General features: G+C 42.8%; 12 protein-coding genes, 1 tRNA gene and 4 pseudogenes. 8 read left to right on the top strand and 9 right to left on the bottom strand.

Translation table 11 applies throughout. From position 1 onward, the window contains the following. Together BM135_RS15375 and dtpB are read left to right on the top strand one after the other, a co-directional pair. Positions 1-437, top strand: a pseudogene (locus BM135_RS15375) (IS982 family transposase); the annotation flags it as partial. Positions 438-876: 439 nt separating this feature from the next. Next, entirely contained in the window at positions 877-2,343 is a 1,467-nt protein-coding gene (gene dtpB / locus BM135_RS15370) for a dipeptide/tripeptide permease DtpB (RefSeq protein WP_092521227.1), read from the top strand. A 248-nt stretch (positions 2,344-2,591) separates the two neighbouring features. Here dtpB and fbaA read toward each other — a convergent pair whose 3' ends face one another. From fbaA to tkt, 4 genes are all read right to left on the bottom strand, one after another. Next, positions 2,592-3,668, bottom strand: coding sequence for a class II fructose-bisphosphate aldolase (fbaA, locus tag BM135_RS15365; protein ID WP_092521225.1), 1,077 nt, complete (start codon positions 3,666-3,668; stop codon positions 2,592-2,594). Positions 3,669-3,725: 57 nt separating this feature from the next. After that, positions 3,726-4,892 (bottom strand): phosphoglycerate kinase, encoded by a 1,167-nt coding sequence (gene pgk / locus BM135_RS15360; RefSeq protein WP_092521223.1) that lies wholly within the window; start codon positions 4,890-4,892, stop codon positions 3,726-3,728. Positions 4,893-4,966: 74 nt separating this feature from the next. Beyond that, entirely contained in the window at positions 4,967-5,986 is a 1,020-nt protein-coding gene (gene epd / locus BM135_RS15355) for an erythrose-4-phosphate dehydrogenase (protein ID WP_092521221.1), read from the bottom strand. 302 nt (positions 5,987-6,288) lie between these two features. After that, positions 6,289-8,283 (bottom strand): transketolase, encoded by a 1,995-nt coding sequence (tkt, locus tag BM135_RS15350; protein WP_092521219.1) that lies wholly within the window; start codon positions 8,281-8,283, stop codon positions 6,289-6,291. Between the two features lie 349 nt (positions 8,284-8,632). Here tkt and BM135_RS15345 point away from each other — a divergent pair, with 349 nt between their 5' ends. Continuing rightward, a complete protein-coding gene (locus tag BM135_RS15345; protein ID WP_175486178.1) occupies positions 8,633-8,803 on the top strand; it encodes an N-acetyltransferase in 171 nt (56 codons plus the stop codon). A 68-nt stretch (positions 8,804-8,871) separates the two neighbouring features. Here BM135_RS15345 and BM135_RS15340 read toward each other — a convergent pair whose 3' ends face one another. The 4 genes from BM135_RS15340 to dnaQ all read right to left on the bottom strand — a co-directional run bounded on the left by BM135_RS15340 (position 8,872) and on the right by dnaQ (position 10,588). After that, positions 8,872-9,126 carry a Txe/YoeB family addiction module toxin gene (locus BM135_RS15340; protein WP_092521217.1) on the bottom strand — a complete coding sequence of 85 codons (255 nt, stop codon included), beginning with the start codon at positions 9,124-9,126 and terminating at the stop codon, positions 8,872-8,874. Next, positions 9,126-9,380 carry a YoeB-YefM toxin-antitoxin system antitoxin YefM gene (yefM, locus tag BM135_RS15335; protein WP_092521215.1) on the bottom strand — a complete coding sequence of 85 codons (255 nt, stop codon included), beginning with the start codon at positions 9,378-9,380 and terminating at the stop codon, positions 9,126-9,128. Before yefM ends, BM135_RS15340 begins: the two co-directional genes overlap by 1 nt. A gap of 244 nt (positions 9,381-9,624) precedes the next feature. Next, a tRNA-Asp gene (locus BM135_RS15330) sits at positions 9,625-9,701 on the bottom strand. 137 nt (positions 9,702-9,838) lie between these two features. After that, a complete protein-coding gene (dnaQ, locus tag BM135_RS15325; protein ID WP_092521213.1) occupies positions 9,839-10,588 on the bottom strand; it encodes a DNA polymerase III subunit epsilon in 750 nt (249 codons plus the stop codon). On the opposite strand from dnaQ, the pseudogene rnhA reads away from it, so the two are divergent. Then, positions 10,536-11,122: pseudogene (gene rnhA / locus BM135_RS15320) on the top strand (ribonuclease HI). The gene dnaQ and the pseudogene rnhA sit on opposite strands and share 53 nt — an antisense overlap. 7 nt (positions 11,123-11,129) lie before the next feature. Here the strand turns inward: rnhA and BM135_RS15315 are convergent. Further along, entirely contained in the window at positions 11,130-11,849 is a 720-nt protein-coding gene (locus BM135_RS15315) for a class I SAM-dependent methyltransferase (protein WP_092521209.1), read from the bottom strand. Positions 11,850-11,899: 50 nt separating this feature from the next. Here BM135_RS15315 and gloB point away from each other — a divergent pair, with 50 nt between their 5' ends. The 4 genes and pseudogenes from gloB to BM135_RS15295 all read left to right on the top strand — a co-directional run bounded on the left by gloB (position 11,900) and on the right by BM135_RS15295 (position 14,732). After that, positions 11,900-12,655 carry a hydroxyacylglutathione hydrolase gene (gloB, locus tag BM135_RS15310; RefSeq protein ID WP_092521207.1) on the top strand — a complete coding sequence of 252 codons (756 nt, stop codon included), beginning with the start codon at positions 11,900-11,902 and terminating at the stop codon, positions 12,653-12,655. A 72-nt stretch (positions 12,656-12,727) separates the two neighbouring features. Beyond that, positions 12,728-14,059: a murein transglycosylase D gene (mltD, locus tag BM135_RS15305; RefSeq protein WP_092521205.1), complete on the top strand. Its 1,332-nt coding sequence runs from the start codon at positions 12,728-12,730 to the stop codon at positions 14,057-14,059. A gap of 82 nt (positions 14,060-14,141) precedes the next feature. Further along, positions 14,142-14,309 (top strand): annotated as a pseudogene (locus BM135_RS18070) (MepB family protein); the annotation flags it as partial. A 130-nt stretch (positions 14,310-14,439) separates the two neighbouring features. After that, positions 14,440-14,732, top strand: a pseudogene (locus BM135_RS15295) (RidA family protein). Positions 14,733-14,844: the final 112 nt, after the last annotated feature.

The raw sequence follows: 14,844 nt of genomic DNA, 5'->3' as shown, positions 1-14,844 counted from the left end.
TACACCGGATTATTAACCATCTTGGCGAAATTCTGGCCCTCAAAATCACGGCCGGAAATACGGATGATAGGAAAGTGGTTCGGGAATTAGCAAAAGAATTAATCGGTTCCTTGTATGGCGACAAAGGTTATCTTAGTCAGGAAGTGGCAGACGATTTAGCGAAAAACGGTGTCACTTTCATCACGAAAAAGCGGAGTAATATGAAAGCGAGTGTGCTGGAATATTGGGATAAGATAATGTGATCAAGGCGTTTTATTATCGAAACGGTTAATGGGCAATTAAAAAATATTTGTCAAATAGAACATGCTCGTCATCGAAGTATAAAAGGATTTCTGTTGACTGTTTTAACGGGGTGAATGGCTTATTGTCATAAAAAGAAGAAACCATCACTGAAAGTTTTCTACTCAGAAGAAAAAGATATTCCAGTGACGGCTTAAACAGAATTGGGGTTCCTTAATCTCATTTTAAAAGATGAAATTGACAACCAAATACATAATAAAAAATTAATATATAGATATTACTGATTTTATTTGGCGTTTACTTTCATTTCCTCTCTCATTTTTCCCACATAATAAATGCAACAGGTTAAATAACAATCAAATCGATTCATTTGCGACCATATAACTCTCTGGTTAATAATTTTTGATATTAATTTAGTGAATATTCTGTCAAATCTGGTATTACTTTTTTTCGTTAGTGTGATCAACCATTGAGAAGATACCATACCAGTATATTAACCTCCCTCGCTTCACGATCACCTTGAATAAATAAACCAAATCACAACCCGTGCGATACATTAGTTACAAGCATGTTAACAACAGTATAATTATCTGGATGTATTGCCCATCGAAATGATAGCTAATAGAGGCATTCACTATGAGTAAAACCGGTCCGGTCGGTTTATGGGATCAACCAAAACCCTTTTTCATGATCTTTTTTGTAGAATTATGGGAGCGATTTGGTTTCTACGGCGTTCAAGGCATTCTTGCTGTTTACTTTGTTAAACAGCTCGGATTTTCAGAAGCACAATCATTTATCACTTTTGGTGCATTTACTGCTCTGGTTTACGGCCTGATTTCTATCGGTGGTTATGTTGGTGATCACTTACTAGGGACAAAACGTACTATCGTTCTGGGTGCCATTGTAATGGCAATCGGTTATTTCATGATTGGCCTGTCTATCATGCATCCTGACCTGATTTTTTATGCATTGGGAACCGTCGCTGTCGGTAATGGTCTTTTCAAAGCCAACCCCGCCAGCCTGCTGGCAAAATGTTACCAACCACAAGATCCACGTTTGGATGGTGCATTTACACTCTTCTATATGTCCATCAATCTTGGTTCTCTGGTTTCTCTCTCCCTTGCTCCCGTGATTGCTGAAAAATATGGTTATGCCGTCACCTATAATATCTGTGGCATTGGTCTGATTATCGCCCTGCTGGTTTATATCGCCTGCCGCCGTATGGTGCATAACATTGGTTCAGAACCAGATCATGCTCCGGTAAACTATGCAACTTTGCTCGCGGTTCTTATCGGCACAGTGATCACGATTGGCATCTGTACTTGGTTGCTCCGCAATATCAAAATTGCCAATATCGCCCTGATGGTGATTTCCGCCGTTGTCGTTTTCATTTTTTTCTGGCAAGCATTTAAACAAAATCGCATTGGCCGTAATAAAATGTTCGTGGCATTTATTCTGATGCTTCAGACCGTCGTATTTTTCATCCTGTATAACCAAATGCCCACTTCCCTCAATTTCTTTGCTATTAATAATGTGCATCACCAAATTTTGGGTTTTGATGTCAATCCAGTTAGTTTTCAGGCGCTAAACCCATTCTGGATTATCGTTATTAGCCCAATATTGGCGGTTGTCTATACCAAGTTGGGTGCCAAAGGCAAAGATTTTTCCATGCCAACAAAATTCACCTTCGGTATGTTCCTGTGCTCTCTGGGCTTCTTGACAGCCGCAGCTTCAGGTCTATTTGCCGATGAGAATGGCATAACTTCCCCGTGGTTTATTGTGCTGGTTTATCTGTTCCAAAGTGTCGGTGAATTGATGATTAGTGCTCTGGGGCTGGCAATGGTGGCTGCGTTTGTTCCTAGCTATCTGACTGGCTTTATTCTGGGTATGTGGTTCCTATCACAAGCCGCTGCATCAGTATTGGGCAGTTATGTGGCAACCTTTACTGCCGCACCAGAAGGTGTGACTGATCCCCTACAAACTCTGCCAATTTATACTGGCGTATTCAGTAAAATCGGGATTGCCACTCTGATTGTTGCTGTGATTATGGCGTTCATGGTGCCGTGGCTGAATCGTATTATGAAAGAGGAAGTTAAGGCGTAATCTGCCTAATTCTGCTTTATTGAACAAATTTTCCGCTCGCTGATAATTCAAATAACGGGCGGGAATTCGGTCTCTTCAAATTTAATGTCACCTTATCTGGATTGTTAAGCACTTATCAAGATGTTCAGGTTGTTCTATCCTATGAATCTGATTTAAGCCCTAACTCAGATTGCACGCCATAACGGAGTGCAATCTGAAAATTGACTATCTATCTATGCATTACAATGTAATGCAATGAATTATCTCAATTACAGCACGTCAATCGCATTTAGTTCTTTAAAAGCCTGTTCCAGACGAACGATCATGGCAGCCTGACCGGCACGCAACCAAACACGCGGATCGTAGAATTTTTTGTTAGGCTTGTCCGCACCTTCTGGGTTACCCAACTGACCTTGCAGATAGCCTTCGTTCTTTTTGTAGTAGTTCAGAATACCTTCCCAAGTTGCCCATTGGGTATCGGTATCGATATTCATTTTTACTACACCGTAGCTAACCGCTTCCTGAATCTCTTCTGCAGTAGAGCCGGAGCCACCGTGGAAGACAAAATCCAGGCTGTTGTGTGGCAGGTTGAATTTCTCAGAAATGTAGTCCTGTGAGTTGCGCAGGATTTTTGGCGTCAGTTTAACGTTGCCTGGTTTATAGACACCGTGAACGTTGCCGAAAGAAGCCGCGATAGTGAAACGTGGGCTGATAGCGTTCAGTTTCTCATACGCGTAAGCCACATCTTCTGGCTGAGTATACAGGGAAGAGCTGTCCAAATGAGTGTTATCAACACCATCTTCTTCACCGCCAGTACAACCCAGTTCAATTTCCAGCGTCATGTCGATTTTCGCCATACGTGCCAAATATTGGCCGCAAATCTCGATGTTTTCTTCCAGAGATTCTTCAGACAGATCGATCATGTGAGAAGAGAACAATGGCTTGCCAGTTTGCGCGTAGTGTTTTTCACCCGCATCCAACAGACCGTCGATCCATGGCAGCAATTTACGTGCGCAATGGTCAGTATGCAGGATAACAGGAACACCATAATGTTCTGCCATCTGGTGAACATGGTGAGCGCCAGAAATGGAACCGATAATCGCGGCTTGCTGACCTTCGGCTTTCAGACCTTTACCTGCAACAAAAGATGCACCGCCGTTAGAAAACTGGATAATGACCGGAGCACGTACTTTTGCCGCCGTTTCCAACACTGCGTTGATAGAATCAGTACCGACACAGTTAACCGCTGGTAACGCGAAGTTGTTTTCTTTAGCGACGGCAAAGACTTTCTGAACATCATCACCAGTGATGACACCCGGTTTTACGAAATCAAAAATTTTAGACATGTTACGTGGTCCTGTATTGACATTGAACAGGCAGTCAATGCTGCCTGTTATTACAACTTAGTTACTTTTAGCACGTTCTTCCAGCATAACAACGGCTGGCAGTTTTTTGCCTTCAACGAACTCAAGGAAAGCACCACCACCAGTAGAGATGTAAGAGATCTTATCAGCAATTCCGAACAGATCGATTGCTGCCAAGGTATCACCGCCACCTGCGATTGAGAAAGCATCACTTTCAGCAATTGCACGGGCAACAATTTCGGTTCCTTTACGGAAGTTAGGGAATTCAAAAACACCTACCGGCCCATTCCATAGAATGGTCTTGGCACTTTTCAGGATTTCAGCCAGACATTCGGCAGAATCATCACCCAAGTCAAGGATCTGTTCTTCGTCTTTAATTTCGCTGGTAGATTTCAGCGTTGCTTCCGCAGTTTCAGAGAACTCTGTCGCAACACGAACATCAGTAGGAACTGGGATATCACAACTTTCCAGCAGTTTTTTCGCTTCTGGAATCAAATCATCTTCGTACAGTGAACGGCCAACATTGTGTCCTTCAGCGGCAACGAATGTATTGGCAATCCCACCACCCACGATCAGTTGATCGGCAATTTTGGATAGTGAATCAAGAACAGTCAGTTTGGTTGAGACTTTAGAACCACCCACGATCGCCACCATTGGGCGGGCTGGGTTGTGCAGGGCTTTACCCAAAGCGTCCAGTTCACCAAACAGCAGCGGGCCAGCGCAGGCAATTGGGGCAAACTTAGCAACGCCGTGAGTTGACGCTTGCGCACGGTGTGCAGTACCAAAAGCATCCATTACATACACATCACATAGTGCTGCATACTGCTTTGATAATGTTTCATCGTCTTTTTTCTCACCTTTGTTGAAGCGAACGTTTTCCAGAACAACTAATTCGCCTTCCACCACTTCAACACCATCCAGATAGTTTTTTTCCAGACGAACAGGAGAAGAAAGTGCTTCTTTCAGATAATCAACGACAGGTTGCAGTGAGAACTCTTCGTTGTATTCTCCCTCGATCGGGCGCCCCAGGTGAGAAGTAACCATGACCTTGGCTCCCTGACTCAACGCAGCCTCAATCGTCGGCAAAGACGCACGGATACGTGCATCAGAAGTCACTTTGCCATCTTTTACAGGCACATTCAGATCAGCACGGATCAGTACACGTTTGCCCGCCAGATCTAAATCAGTCATCTTAATTACAGACATGGTGAATCCTCTCATTGATTCTTTATAAAATTACTCAATCTTCTGCTGTGTATCGTGTGCGACACAACAAATGATTATTTGAAACCCGTTGCGGCCATTGCCAGTGTTGTATCAATCATGCGATTGGCAAAGCCCCACTCATTGTCGCACCACACAAGGGTTTTAATCAGGTGCTTCCCGCTAACCCTCGTTTGTGTGCCATCCACAATGGCACTGTGGGGATCGTGGTTAAAATCTGTTGAAACCAACGGCAAATCAGTATAATCCACTATACCACGAAACTCTCTGGCTGCTGATTTTTGCAGGAGCTGGTTAACATCTTCAACATTCACTGCCGCACGAACTGTCACACTCAAGTCAATAGCTGTCACGTTGATAGTCGGCACTCGAACAGAAATTGCTTCAAACCGATCGCTGAATTTAGGGAAAACACGTGAGATCCCCGCAGCCAGTTTTGTATCAACAGGAATGATGGATTGACTGGCCGCCCGGGTTCGACGTAAATCACAGTGATAAGCATCAATCACGGGTTGATCATTCATGGATGCGTGGATGGTTGTCACCGTACCAGATTCAATATTGAACTCATCATCCAACATTTTGATAATTGGAATGATACAGTTTGTTGTACAGGATGCATTGGAAACAATACGATCTTCTGCAACCAATGAATGGTGGTTGACACCATATACCACGGTTGCATCCAGAGTATTTCCTCCCGGATGTGAAAACAGGACTTTTTTGGCTCCGCTGGCAATATGAGACTCTCCGTCTGCCCGCTCACCATACTTGCCCGTACAATCAAGGACGATATCAATGCCCAGTTCTTTCCACGGCAGAGCCGAGATATCCGGTTGATGAAACAGCCGGATACTGTCATCCCCTACTTGCAATAAATCATTATTCAGGCGTACATCCCATGCAAAACGCCCATGACTGGAATCATATTTCAATAAGTGAGCAATACCTTCGGCATCAGCCAACTCATTAATAGCGATTATCGAAATTTCAGCCCGACGCCCGGATTCGTAAATAGCACGCAAGACGCTACGTCCTATTCTTCCAAAACCGTTAATAGCTATCTTGATAGTCATGTTACTCCCTGAATTTATCTGTAGCCACGCGATCGCTTAGGATAACTGAGCAATGTCTGCTTGTACGGATAATTCATCACAAAATTAATCAGATTGTGACAGAAAAGACATTTTATTGATCTAATTTATACACTAAATTTACACATCAAACTGAAACGGTTCAGCTACTATAAAGGCAGATTACGAGAAAAAAAGCGTGATAGCAAGCGCCATTAGATATGTTATAGAGGAACAATTGGACAAAAAAAGAACGCATTCGCTCTAACATTGATGCGAATGCGCTTATTCGAACTATTTGCAGATTATTTCAGCAAAGCTGATGCCTTAGCGACCACATTTTCAACAGTGAAACCAAATTCTTTGAACAGAGCATCAGCAGGTGCAGATTCACCGAAAGTCTTCATACCAACGATAGCACCATTGATGCCAACGTATTTGAACCAGTAATCAGAAATACCTGCTTCGATGGCAACACGAGCAGAAACTGCCGCGGGCAATACTGCTTCACGGTATGCCGCATCCTGCTTATCGAAAGCATCAGTAGATGGCATGGAAACCACGCGAACCTGACGGCCTTCAGAACTCAGTTGTTCAGCCGCTTTCACAGCCAGTTCCATTTCAGAACCCGTTGCAATCAGAATCAACTCAGGCTGACCTACACAATCTTTCAGGATATAAGCACCTTTCTCGATATTCGCCAATTGCTCAGCTGTACGCTCTTGCTGTGCCAGATTTTGACGGGAGAAGATCAGTGAAGTTGGGCCATCTTTGCGCTCAATTGCATATTTCCACGCAATCGCAGATTCAACTTGGTCACATGGACGCCATGTACTCATGTTTGGAGTTACACGCAGGCTGGCAATCTGTTCTACTGGCTGATGGGTTGGGCCATCTTCACCCAGACCGATGGAGTCATGGGTATAAACGAAGATGCTACGCACTTTCATCAGTGCCGCCATACGTACAGCGTTACGGGCATATTCCACGAACATCAGGAATGTTGCGCCATAAGGCACAAAACCACCATGCAGTGCGATACCGTTCATAATGGCAGACATACCGAATTCACGCACACCATAGTGAATGTAGTTACCGTCCTGAACTTCGTTTAGTGGTTTGGAGCCAGACCACATAGTCAGGTTACTTGGTGCTAAGTCAGCAGAGCCTCCCATGAATTCTGGCAGAACTTTACCGAATGCTTCCAATGCGTTTTGTGATGCCTTACGGCTGGCGATGGAGGCTGGGTTCTGTTGCAGGTTTTCAATGAATGCCTTAGATTCTGCTTCCCAGTTCGTTGGCAGTTCACCACTAGTACGGCGGGTAAATTCAGCAGCCAGTTCTGGATGAGCATTGGCATATGCAGCAAATTTCTCTTCCCACGCGGTTTCTTTGGTTTTGCCTGCTTGCTGGGCATTCCAGCCAGCGTAAATGTCCTGAGGGACTTCAAACGCAGGATGTTCCCAGCCCAGAGCCTGACGAGTTGCTTCAATTTCAGCATCACCCAGCGGAGCACCGTGACATTCTTCTTTACCTGCCTTGTTTGGTGAACCAAAACCGATGATGGTTTTGCATATCAACAGGGATGGTTTGCCTGTCTCTTTACGTGCTGCTTCAATGGCTGCCGCAATAGCCTCAGAGTCATGACCATCTACGCCACGGATAACATGCCAGCCATAGGCTTCAAAGCGCGCTGCGGTATCATCAGTGAACCAACCTTCTACTTCACCATCAATAGAAATACCGTTGTCATCATAGAATGCGATTAATTTGCCCAGTTTCAGTGTGCCCGCCAAAGAGCAAACTTCATGGGAGATCCCTTCCATCATACAGCCGTCACCCATGAACACATAAGTATAGTGATCGACAATATCATAGCCTGGGCGGTTGAATTGCGCTGCCAGTGTACGTTCGGCAATCGCAAAACCTACTGCGTTGGCGATACCCTGTCCCAATGGGCCAGTAGTGGTTTCTACACCGGGAGTATAGCCATACTCTGGATGACCCGGAGTTTTAGAGTGCAATTGACGGAAATTTTTCAAATCATCAATGGAAACATCATAACCCGTCAGATGCAGCAAGCTGTAAATCAGCATAGAACCGTGACCATTAGATAATACGAAACGGTCACGATCAGCCCAGTGAGGGTTAGAAGGGTTATGGTTCAGATAGTCGCGCCACAGCACTTCGGCAATGTCAGCCATTCCCATTGGTGCACCAGGATGCCCTGATTTTGCTTTCTGCACAGCGTCCATGCTCAAGAAGCGGATAGCATTAGCAAGGGTTTTACGAGTGGTCATTCTTTAACTCCAAGTCGGATAAAAGCGTTAGTGAACTAAGAACTAATTTTCGCAGCGCGGCATATAAACCGCAATCATTAATACCAGATAAGGAGAACTATATTAATTCCCCTTTGGGAAAAATTCTTTGATTTACCCCGTTGTTTCTATGCATTCTCAGGTCAATGCGTGCAACTGAAGGCGAATTTGCGCAAATGGGGAATTATTTCACACCGTGATTTGCGCAATAAGAAAGTGATGTATTAGACACGATACCCAATAAGTTAATCAAGGCCAAAAGAATGAGTTTTTCTGCCAGGTTAGGATCATGATTATAAAAATAATAGAACGAAGCAGAGCAATATTAATATTGGCAAAACAGCATCAACGCAGTTTGCTGGTTTTGGATACACGTACCAATGATCCGGCTTCAGCACTGTATCGAAAATGTACTTTTATTGAAGTCGGACAAATTCCAAACTTTACCATTAATTCCAATGGAGAATTTTTAGGAACTACGTATTTCTATAAGTTGATTTAAGATTTTCTGCAAGTGCAAAAAAATCCCGAGTTACAAAACTCGGGACATCTATCAATTTGGAACATCTATCAATAATGGTATCGGCAGGCTGCAATCATGATTTGATCTTCTTCAATCGTATATACCAAACGATGTTCCTCAGTGATGCGCCTTGACCAGAATCCCGACAAATTATGTTTTAATGGCTCTGGCTTACCAATGCCTTCAAAAGGGTGACAGCATATGTCTTTGATCAGCTGATTAATGCGTTTCAGTATTACCTTATCTGTTTGTTGCCAGTAAAGATAATCTTCCCAAGAACTACCGGAAAAGGTAATTTTCATCACTCTAAATCCAATTCCTTCGTCTGCCCTTTTCCTGAGCGTAATTCTGCAATTGAATCCATTAAACGATTCGCATTATTTGGAGAACGCATCAAGTATGCGGTTTCCTGCAACGATTCATAATCAGACAATGACATCAAAACACAGCTTTCCCCATTTTTTCGAGTAATAATTGCAGGGCTGCAATCGTTAACTACGCTAATCATAGTTTCGGAAAGATGCTGCCTGGCTTCACTATAGGTTAAGACTTTCATTATGGCTGCCCCATTTCAACTTGCTGATAATGTACACCGATTGATTGAATCATTTGTACAATATATTGTACGTTCATAATATTGTACGTTCATATTTTGGTCAATGCTTGATGATGATATTTCCACAAGGATGTGAGAGTTAATGACTAATGCTTCAAGATTGGGGAAAGTTATTCTCTTTCGCAGAAATTTTTCTGTAAAAAAAGAAAAAACCCCGAGTTAAAAACTCAGGGTTTATAAATTCTGGCGGTGCGGACGGGACTCGAACCCGCGACCCCCGGCGTGACAGGCCGGTATTCTAACCAACTGAACTACCGCACCGCATGGCGTTCTGGTTAAGAACGGGGTGGATAATACGGGCTACAGTAAAATCCGTCAATAGCTTTTTATAACAAAAGGTTTCGTTTGCACGGTTTTTCACCTAAACCAAGCATTTATCCCTTTTTTCTCCTGTTTTATCAATGTGACTGTTCAGGTTTTGAACGCCAAAGACAGCCTCCCCCTTTCTTTTCCACCAGATCCAAACGAGATTCATGCTGAATTAATTCTTCATCAGAAGCATAAACAATTTTCAGCCCAGTCTGCGGACGAATAACCTTCTTGATTTCTGCAACCTGAGAATTACCTGATGCTTCACCTTCCATTGAAAATGCCAATGATGTCTGACCACCTGTCATTGCCAGATAAACATCAGACAGAATCTCGGCATCAAGCAACGCTCCGTGGAGAGTACGTTTTGAGTTATCGATATGATAACGATCACACAACGCATCAAGGTTATTGCGCTTGCCAGGGAAAAGCGCCCTTGCCAACACCAAGCTATCTGTAATAGTACAAAAATCTGCTGTTGGTGGAATATCCCGATTCAGTTTACTGAACTCATAATCCATAAAACCGATATCAAACGTTGCGTTATGAATAATTAACTCAGCACCACGAATAAACTCAATGAATTCATCAGCGATATCAGCAAATTTTGGTTTATCCTGCAAAAACTCATCACTAATACCGTGAATTTCAAATGCTTCCGGATCAACCAAACGTTCCGGCTTAATATAAATATGGAAATGGCGTCCTGTCAGACGACGGTTGATAACTTCCACAGCACCAATCTCAATGATGTTGTGTCCCTCATAGTGAACACCTAACTTGTTCATACCAGTTGTTTCGGTATCGAGGACTATTTGGCGGGTAATAGCAGTGCTCATAGTGTTTTTTTGTGTCAGACTTAGAGTTTTGATTAAAGATGATATAGGAAGAGTCTACCAAAGATGAGCAAACAGGTAGAAATTTTCACCGATGGTTCTTGCCTCGGCAATCCCGGTCCCGGCGGATATGGCGTTTTACTGCGCTACCAACAACAAGAAAAAACCTTGAAGGGTGGTTATTTTCACACAACCAATAATCGTATGGAATTAATGGCGGCCATAATAGGACTGGAAACGCTTAAGCGCCCCTGTAATGTGATTTTGACGACGGACAGTCAGTATGTACGTCAAGGGATCACTCAATGGATCCACAACTGGAAAAAGCGCGGCTGGAAAAAAGCGGACAAATCTCCTGTCGTCAATGTTGATCTCTGGCAGCGACTTGATAAAGCTATTTCGCGCCATGACATTGATTGGCGCTGGGTCAAAGGCCACGCCGGGCATCGGGAAAATGAGTTATGTGATGAACTGGCTCGCGCAGCCGCCAATAACCCTACTCAGGCCGATACTGACTATATTGAAAACGAAAATTAATCCATTCTTAAGAGCGTCGGTGAATCTTCTTCACCGTCCCCAACGCATTACTGAATTTCGGTTTCAACAATTTTGTTCGCATGGGATTTAATGTCAAAGGTATTGTCCGCTTGCGGGCAATAATCACATTCAGACAACCAAATATTGACGCATTGAGGCTATAAAGACTCTTTTCATTTTTGTTCCACGGTAAGACATGGAAATTAGCATGATGAATGATTTCATAATTAAGAAGACGCAGCCAATCTAATTGGCGCAGCATTGAAAACATCTGAACCTTGCAAGATTGTCGGCGATATATCGGGGAAATCATTTTCCTTAAACCCAATATACTTATTGGATTAAAACCACTGATCACCAACCACCCATCATCGATCATGATCCTATCCACTTCCCTCAATAACCAATGTGGATCAATACTATAAGTCAACATATGTGCCAACAAACAGGCATCAACAGATTTACTTTCAAAAGGGAGGTAGTTGGGATCAGTAATGACATCCATATTTTTCCCTTGCAATCCAATATTGACTTGATGGCGGATCAAACAGGAGCGAGTGTCAATTTCAGCGCTTAAGTTACCGACTTTCACTAAATGAAAGCCAAAGATTTTTGGCCACCACGGTTCCAATTGACGTTCCAGAGCGACACGGTAATATTCTCCCCACGGTAACTCGGCCCAAGAAGCAGGGAGGGTTATTTGCTTGATTGAACGTGCTGATTGCATGTCATCTTCCTTCCAACCTACTAAAACCTACTATGAAAACGAGGCGTATAATGGAGCTTATCAGGATTCCTGCCCTTTCGGATAACTACATTTGGTTACTTTGTGATGAACACAAACATTGTGTCATTATCGACCCAGCTGAATCAGCGCCTGTTATTGATATTCTAGCAACAAACCAACTTATTCCCGCCGCTATTCTGCTGACACACCACCATTATGATCACGTTGGCGGAGTTTCCGGGCTACTCAAACAACACCCCGAATTACCCGTATATGGCCCTGAGGAGACGCAACAAAAAGGAGCAACCCATATTGTCCATGAAAATAACACCATTGAAATAGGAAGTTTTTCTTTCCGTATTATGGCACTACCAGGGCATACACTTGGTCACATTGCATTCTATCAGGCTCCCTACCTATTTTGTGGGGATACTCTATTTTCTGGCGGTTGTGGACGTCTATTTGAAGGTACAGCCGAGCAAATGTTTACCTCGCTTGAGAAAATTTTATCATTACCCGACGATACATTGATCTGTTGTGCTCACGAATATACTGAGGCAAATATGAAATTTGCAAAAGCAGTATTACCGAACAATCAGATTATCCACGATTATTACCAAGAAACGCTTAAATTACGTGAAAATAACCAAGCAACAGTGCCAACCAATTTACAAAAAGAGAAAAAAATTAATGTTTTCTTAAATTGCCACGATATTGATTTACAAAAAAATATCGGTATCAAACCCAATTCAATATCACTTTCTTCTGTTTTTCAGCAATTAAGGGCTTATAAAGATCGATTTTAATTTTGTTGGGTTGTCTTCTGTGTAATAGGTCAGTATTATTGCTCACCTTTTAGGCAAAAATCGAAAAATAACATGAAGACAAAAGCTATCTTGCTCGCCTCTGTGTTTCTTGCTGGGTGCCAATCGAGCCTGCAACCAAAGGCTCCTTCCCAGCAACAAGCACAGAAAATGTCTTCAACGAATCAGAAAACAGACAGTTTTGCAGAACCAGAAGATGCTGCAAACTGGAAGGTAAGTCCGACAGCCCAGCAAGATTTATGGGGACATATCCGCGATGAGTTGAAGATGGGAATTCCTGACAATATCAGGGTGGGCGAACAACAAAGTTACTATTTAAAACACAAGAAACATCTCCAAAATGTGATGTTACGTGCGGGGCCATACATTTATTGGATAGTTGATCAGCTTGATAATCGACATATGCCAATGGAGCTGATATTGCTGCCTATAGTTGAGAGTTCTTTTGACCCTCATGCCACGTCCTACGCCAAGGCCGCAGGTTTATGGCAAATTATCCCAAGTACAGGCCGTCATTATGGCCTGAGGCAAGATAAATGGTACGATGCACGTCGTGACATTGCTGCATCAACAGCAAGCGCTCTTGATATGCTTCAATACCTCAATACACGATTTAATGGGGATTGGCTTTTGACCATTGCCGCCTATAATAGTGGCGAAGGTCGGGTTATGCGTGCAATCAGAGAAAATAAGGCACAAGGAAAGCCAACAGATTTTTGGTCGTTGTCACTGCCACGGGAAACGATGCACTATGTCCCCAAAATATTGGCACTGAGTAATATCATTCGTCATGACGAAAAATTTATTTTCGAGCTCCCTAAGCCTAACAACCAGCAAGCACTGGCTAAAGTGGAAGTAGGACAACAAATCATGTTGTCACAAGCGGCTGAACTAGCCGGACTGTCGTTGACATCAATCAGGGCATATAACCCAGGATATAAACGAGGTATGACGTCTCCTCATGGGCCGCATTACATCATGCTACCAAGAAAGAACGTAGGCCAATTTAAAACTTCTTTGGCAAATAAAGAAGTCTTGAAGGACATCCGACTGGCTGTTGTGCACAATACCCGCAAGTTACAACAACAAAGCCATTATACGGTTCGTTCAGGGGATACACTGTCAGCGATTGCGAAGCGCTTCAATACTACTCACCGAGAATTGCAGAGATTGAACAGCTTAAAAATCGCTGATCGGCTCAAGATCGGTCAAGTGCTGAAAATCGATAATAATGGCCCAATTACCTATCATGTACGAAAAGGTGATTCATTTTTCAGCATCGCTAAACACCACGGTGTAAACCCTAATGATCTACAGAATTGGAATAAAAACATTAAAATCAAAGAAATGAAGCCGGGTATGGCTCTGGTGCTTTATCTTAATTAAGTGTATTTATTCTCTCCAATGTATGGTGCTCTGCCTTTTAGACAGGGCGCTATTTCTCCATACCTAATGTCAAACCAAAAAAGGTAAAAGAGCCATTCGGGTCTATCCCACATGGATATCGCCTATATCAAGACAGGCTATCCAAACACAAAAATGGCAATCCTTACATTTTATAAGTTTCGATAAACAGGAAGTTGCTATTGAACAATTTAAGAAAATGTTTTCAAAGAATAACAAAAATGACGAATAATTTATTAATGTTAACCTCATCATAATATCCCCAATAGATCTCAGGTTGCAACTCAGGAAATAATGCCGCAACCTGAAAGGTAAAAGATACAAAGGCGCAAATCATTAAGGAGCATATTTTGGTTATTAGAATGAATTATGATGATTTACCTCAAGTCAAAGGTCCATATGTACATGCAACAAAACACCACGGTCTATTATATGTGTCAGGTTTAACGGCTTTTGGTACGGAAGCACAAACTCATAATGTAGAATCACAGACCCTTGCCATTCTCCAACAAATGACTTCGATACTTGATCAGGAGAATTGCTGTTTGATTTTTATGAAGGAAATTTACTCTCTTGCTCTTTAGTTGAAGTATCAAATCTTATTCATCCAGATTTGCAAATAGAAATTGAATCAATTATTGCCCTGCGTGAGTAACAGCCTCTCCCACATTGGTAGGGCAAACGGGTCTAATTTATACAGATGAAAATCCCACTGTCAGGATTTTCATCATATAGCCATTATCCCAGCCAGCCTTCTGGCGCTTAGT

The sequence above is a fragment of the Xenorhabdus japonica genome (genome assembly GCF_900115195.1).
In the GTDB taxonomy this organism is placed as follows: domain Bacteria; phylum Pseudomonadota; class Gammaproteobacteria; order Enterobacterales; family Enterobacteriaceae; genus Xenorhabdus; species Xenorhabdus japonica.
This window is presented reverse-complemented; position numbering and strand designations above follow the sequence as displayed.

Coding starts and splice junctions, on each gene's coding strand:
- dtpB (WP_092521227.1), top strand. CDS start 877: ATGAGTAAAACCGGTCCGGTCGGTTTATGGGATCAACCAAAACCCTTT.
- fbaA (WP_092521225.1), bottom strand. CDS start 3,668: ATGTCTAAAATTTTTGATTTCGTAAAACCGGGTGTCATCACTGGTGAT.
- pgk (WP_092521223.1), bottom strand. CDS start 4,892: ATGTCTGTAATTAAGATGACTGATTTAGATCTGGCGGGCAAACGTGTA.
- epd (WP_092521221.1), bottom strand. CDS start 5,986: ATGACTATCAAGATAGCTATTAACGGTTTTGGAAGAATAGGACGTAGC.
- tkt (WP_092521219.1), bottom strand. CDS start 8,283: ATGACCACTCGTAAAACCCTTGCTAATGCTATCCGCTTCTTGAGCATG.
- BM135_RS15340 (WP_092521217.1), bottom strand. CDS start 9,126: ATGAAAATTACCTTTTCCGGTAGTTCTTGGGAAGATTATCTTTACTGG.
- yefM (WP_092521215.1), bottom strand. CDS start 9,380: ATGAAAGTCTTAACCTATAGTGAAGCCAGGCAGCATCTTTCCGAAACT.
- dnaQ (WP_092521213.1), bottom strand. CDS start 10,588: ATGAGCACTGCTATTACCCGCCAAATAGTCCTCGATACCGAAACAACT.
- BM135_RS15315 (WP_092521209.1), bottom strand. CDS start 11,849: ATGCAATCAGCACGTTCAATCAAGCAAATAACCCTCCCTGCTTCTTGG.
- gloB (WP_092521207.1), top strand. CDS start 11,900: ATGGAGCTTATCAGGATTCCTGCCCTTTCGGATAACTACATTTGGTTA.
- mltD (WP_092521205.1), top strand. CDS start 12,728: ATGAAGACAAAAGCTATCTTGCTCGCCTCTGTGTTTCTTGCTGGGTGC.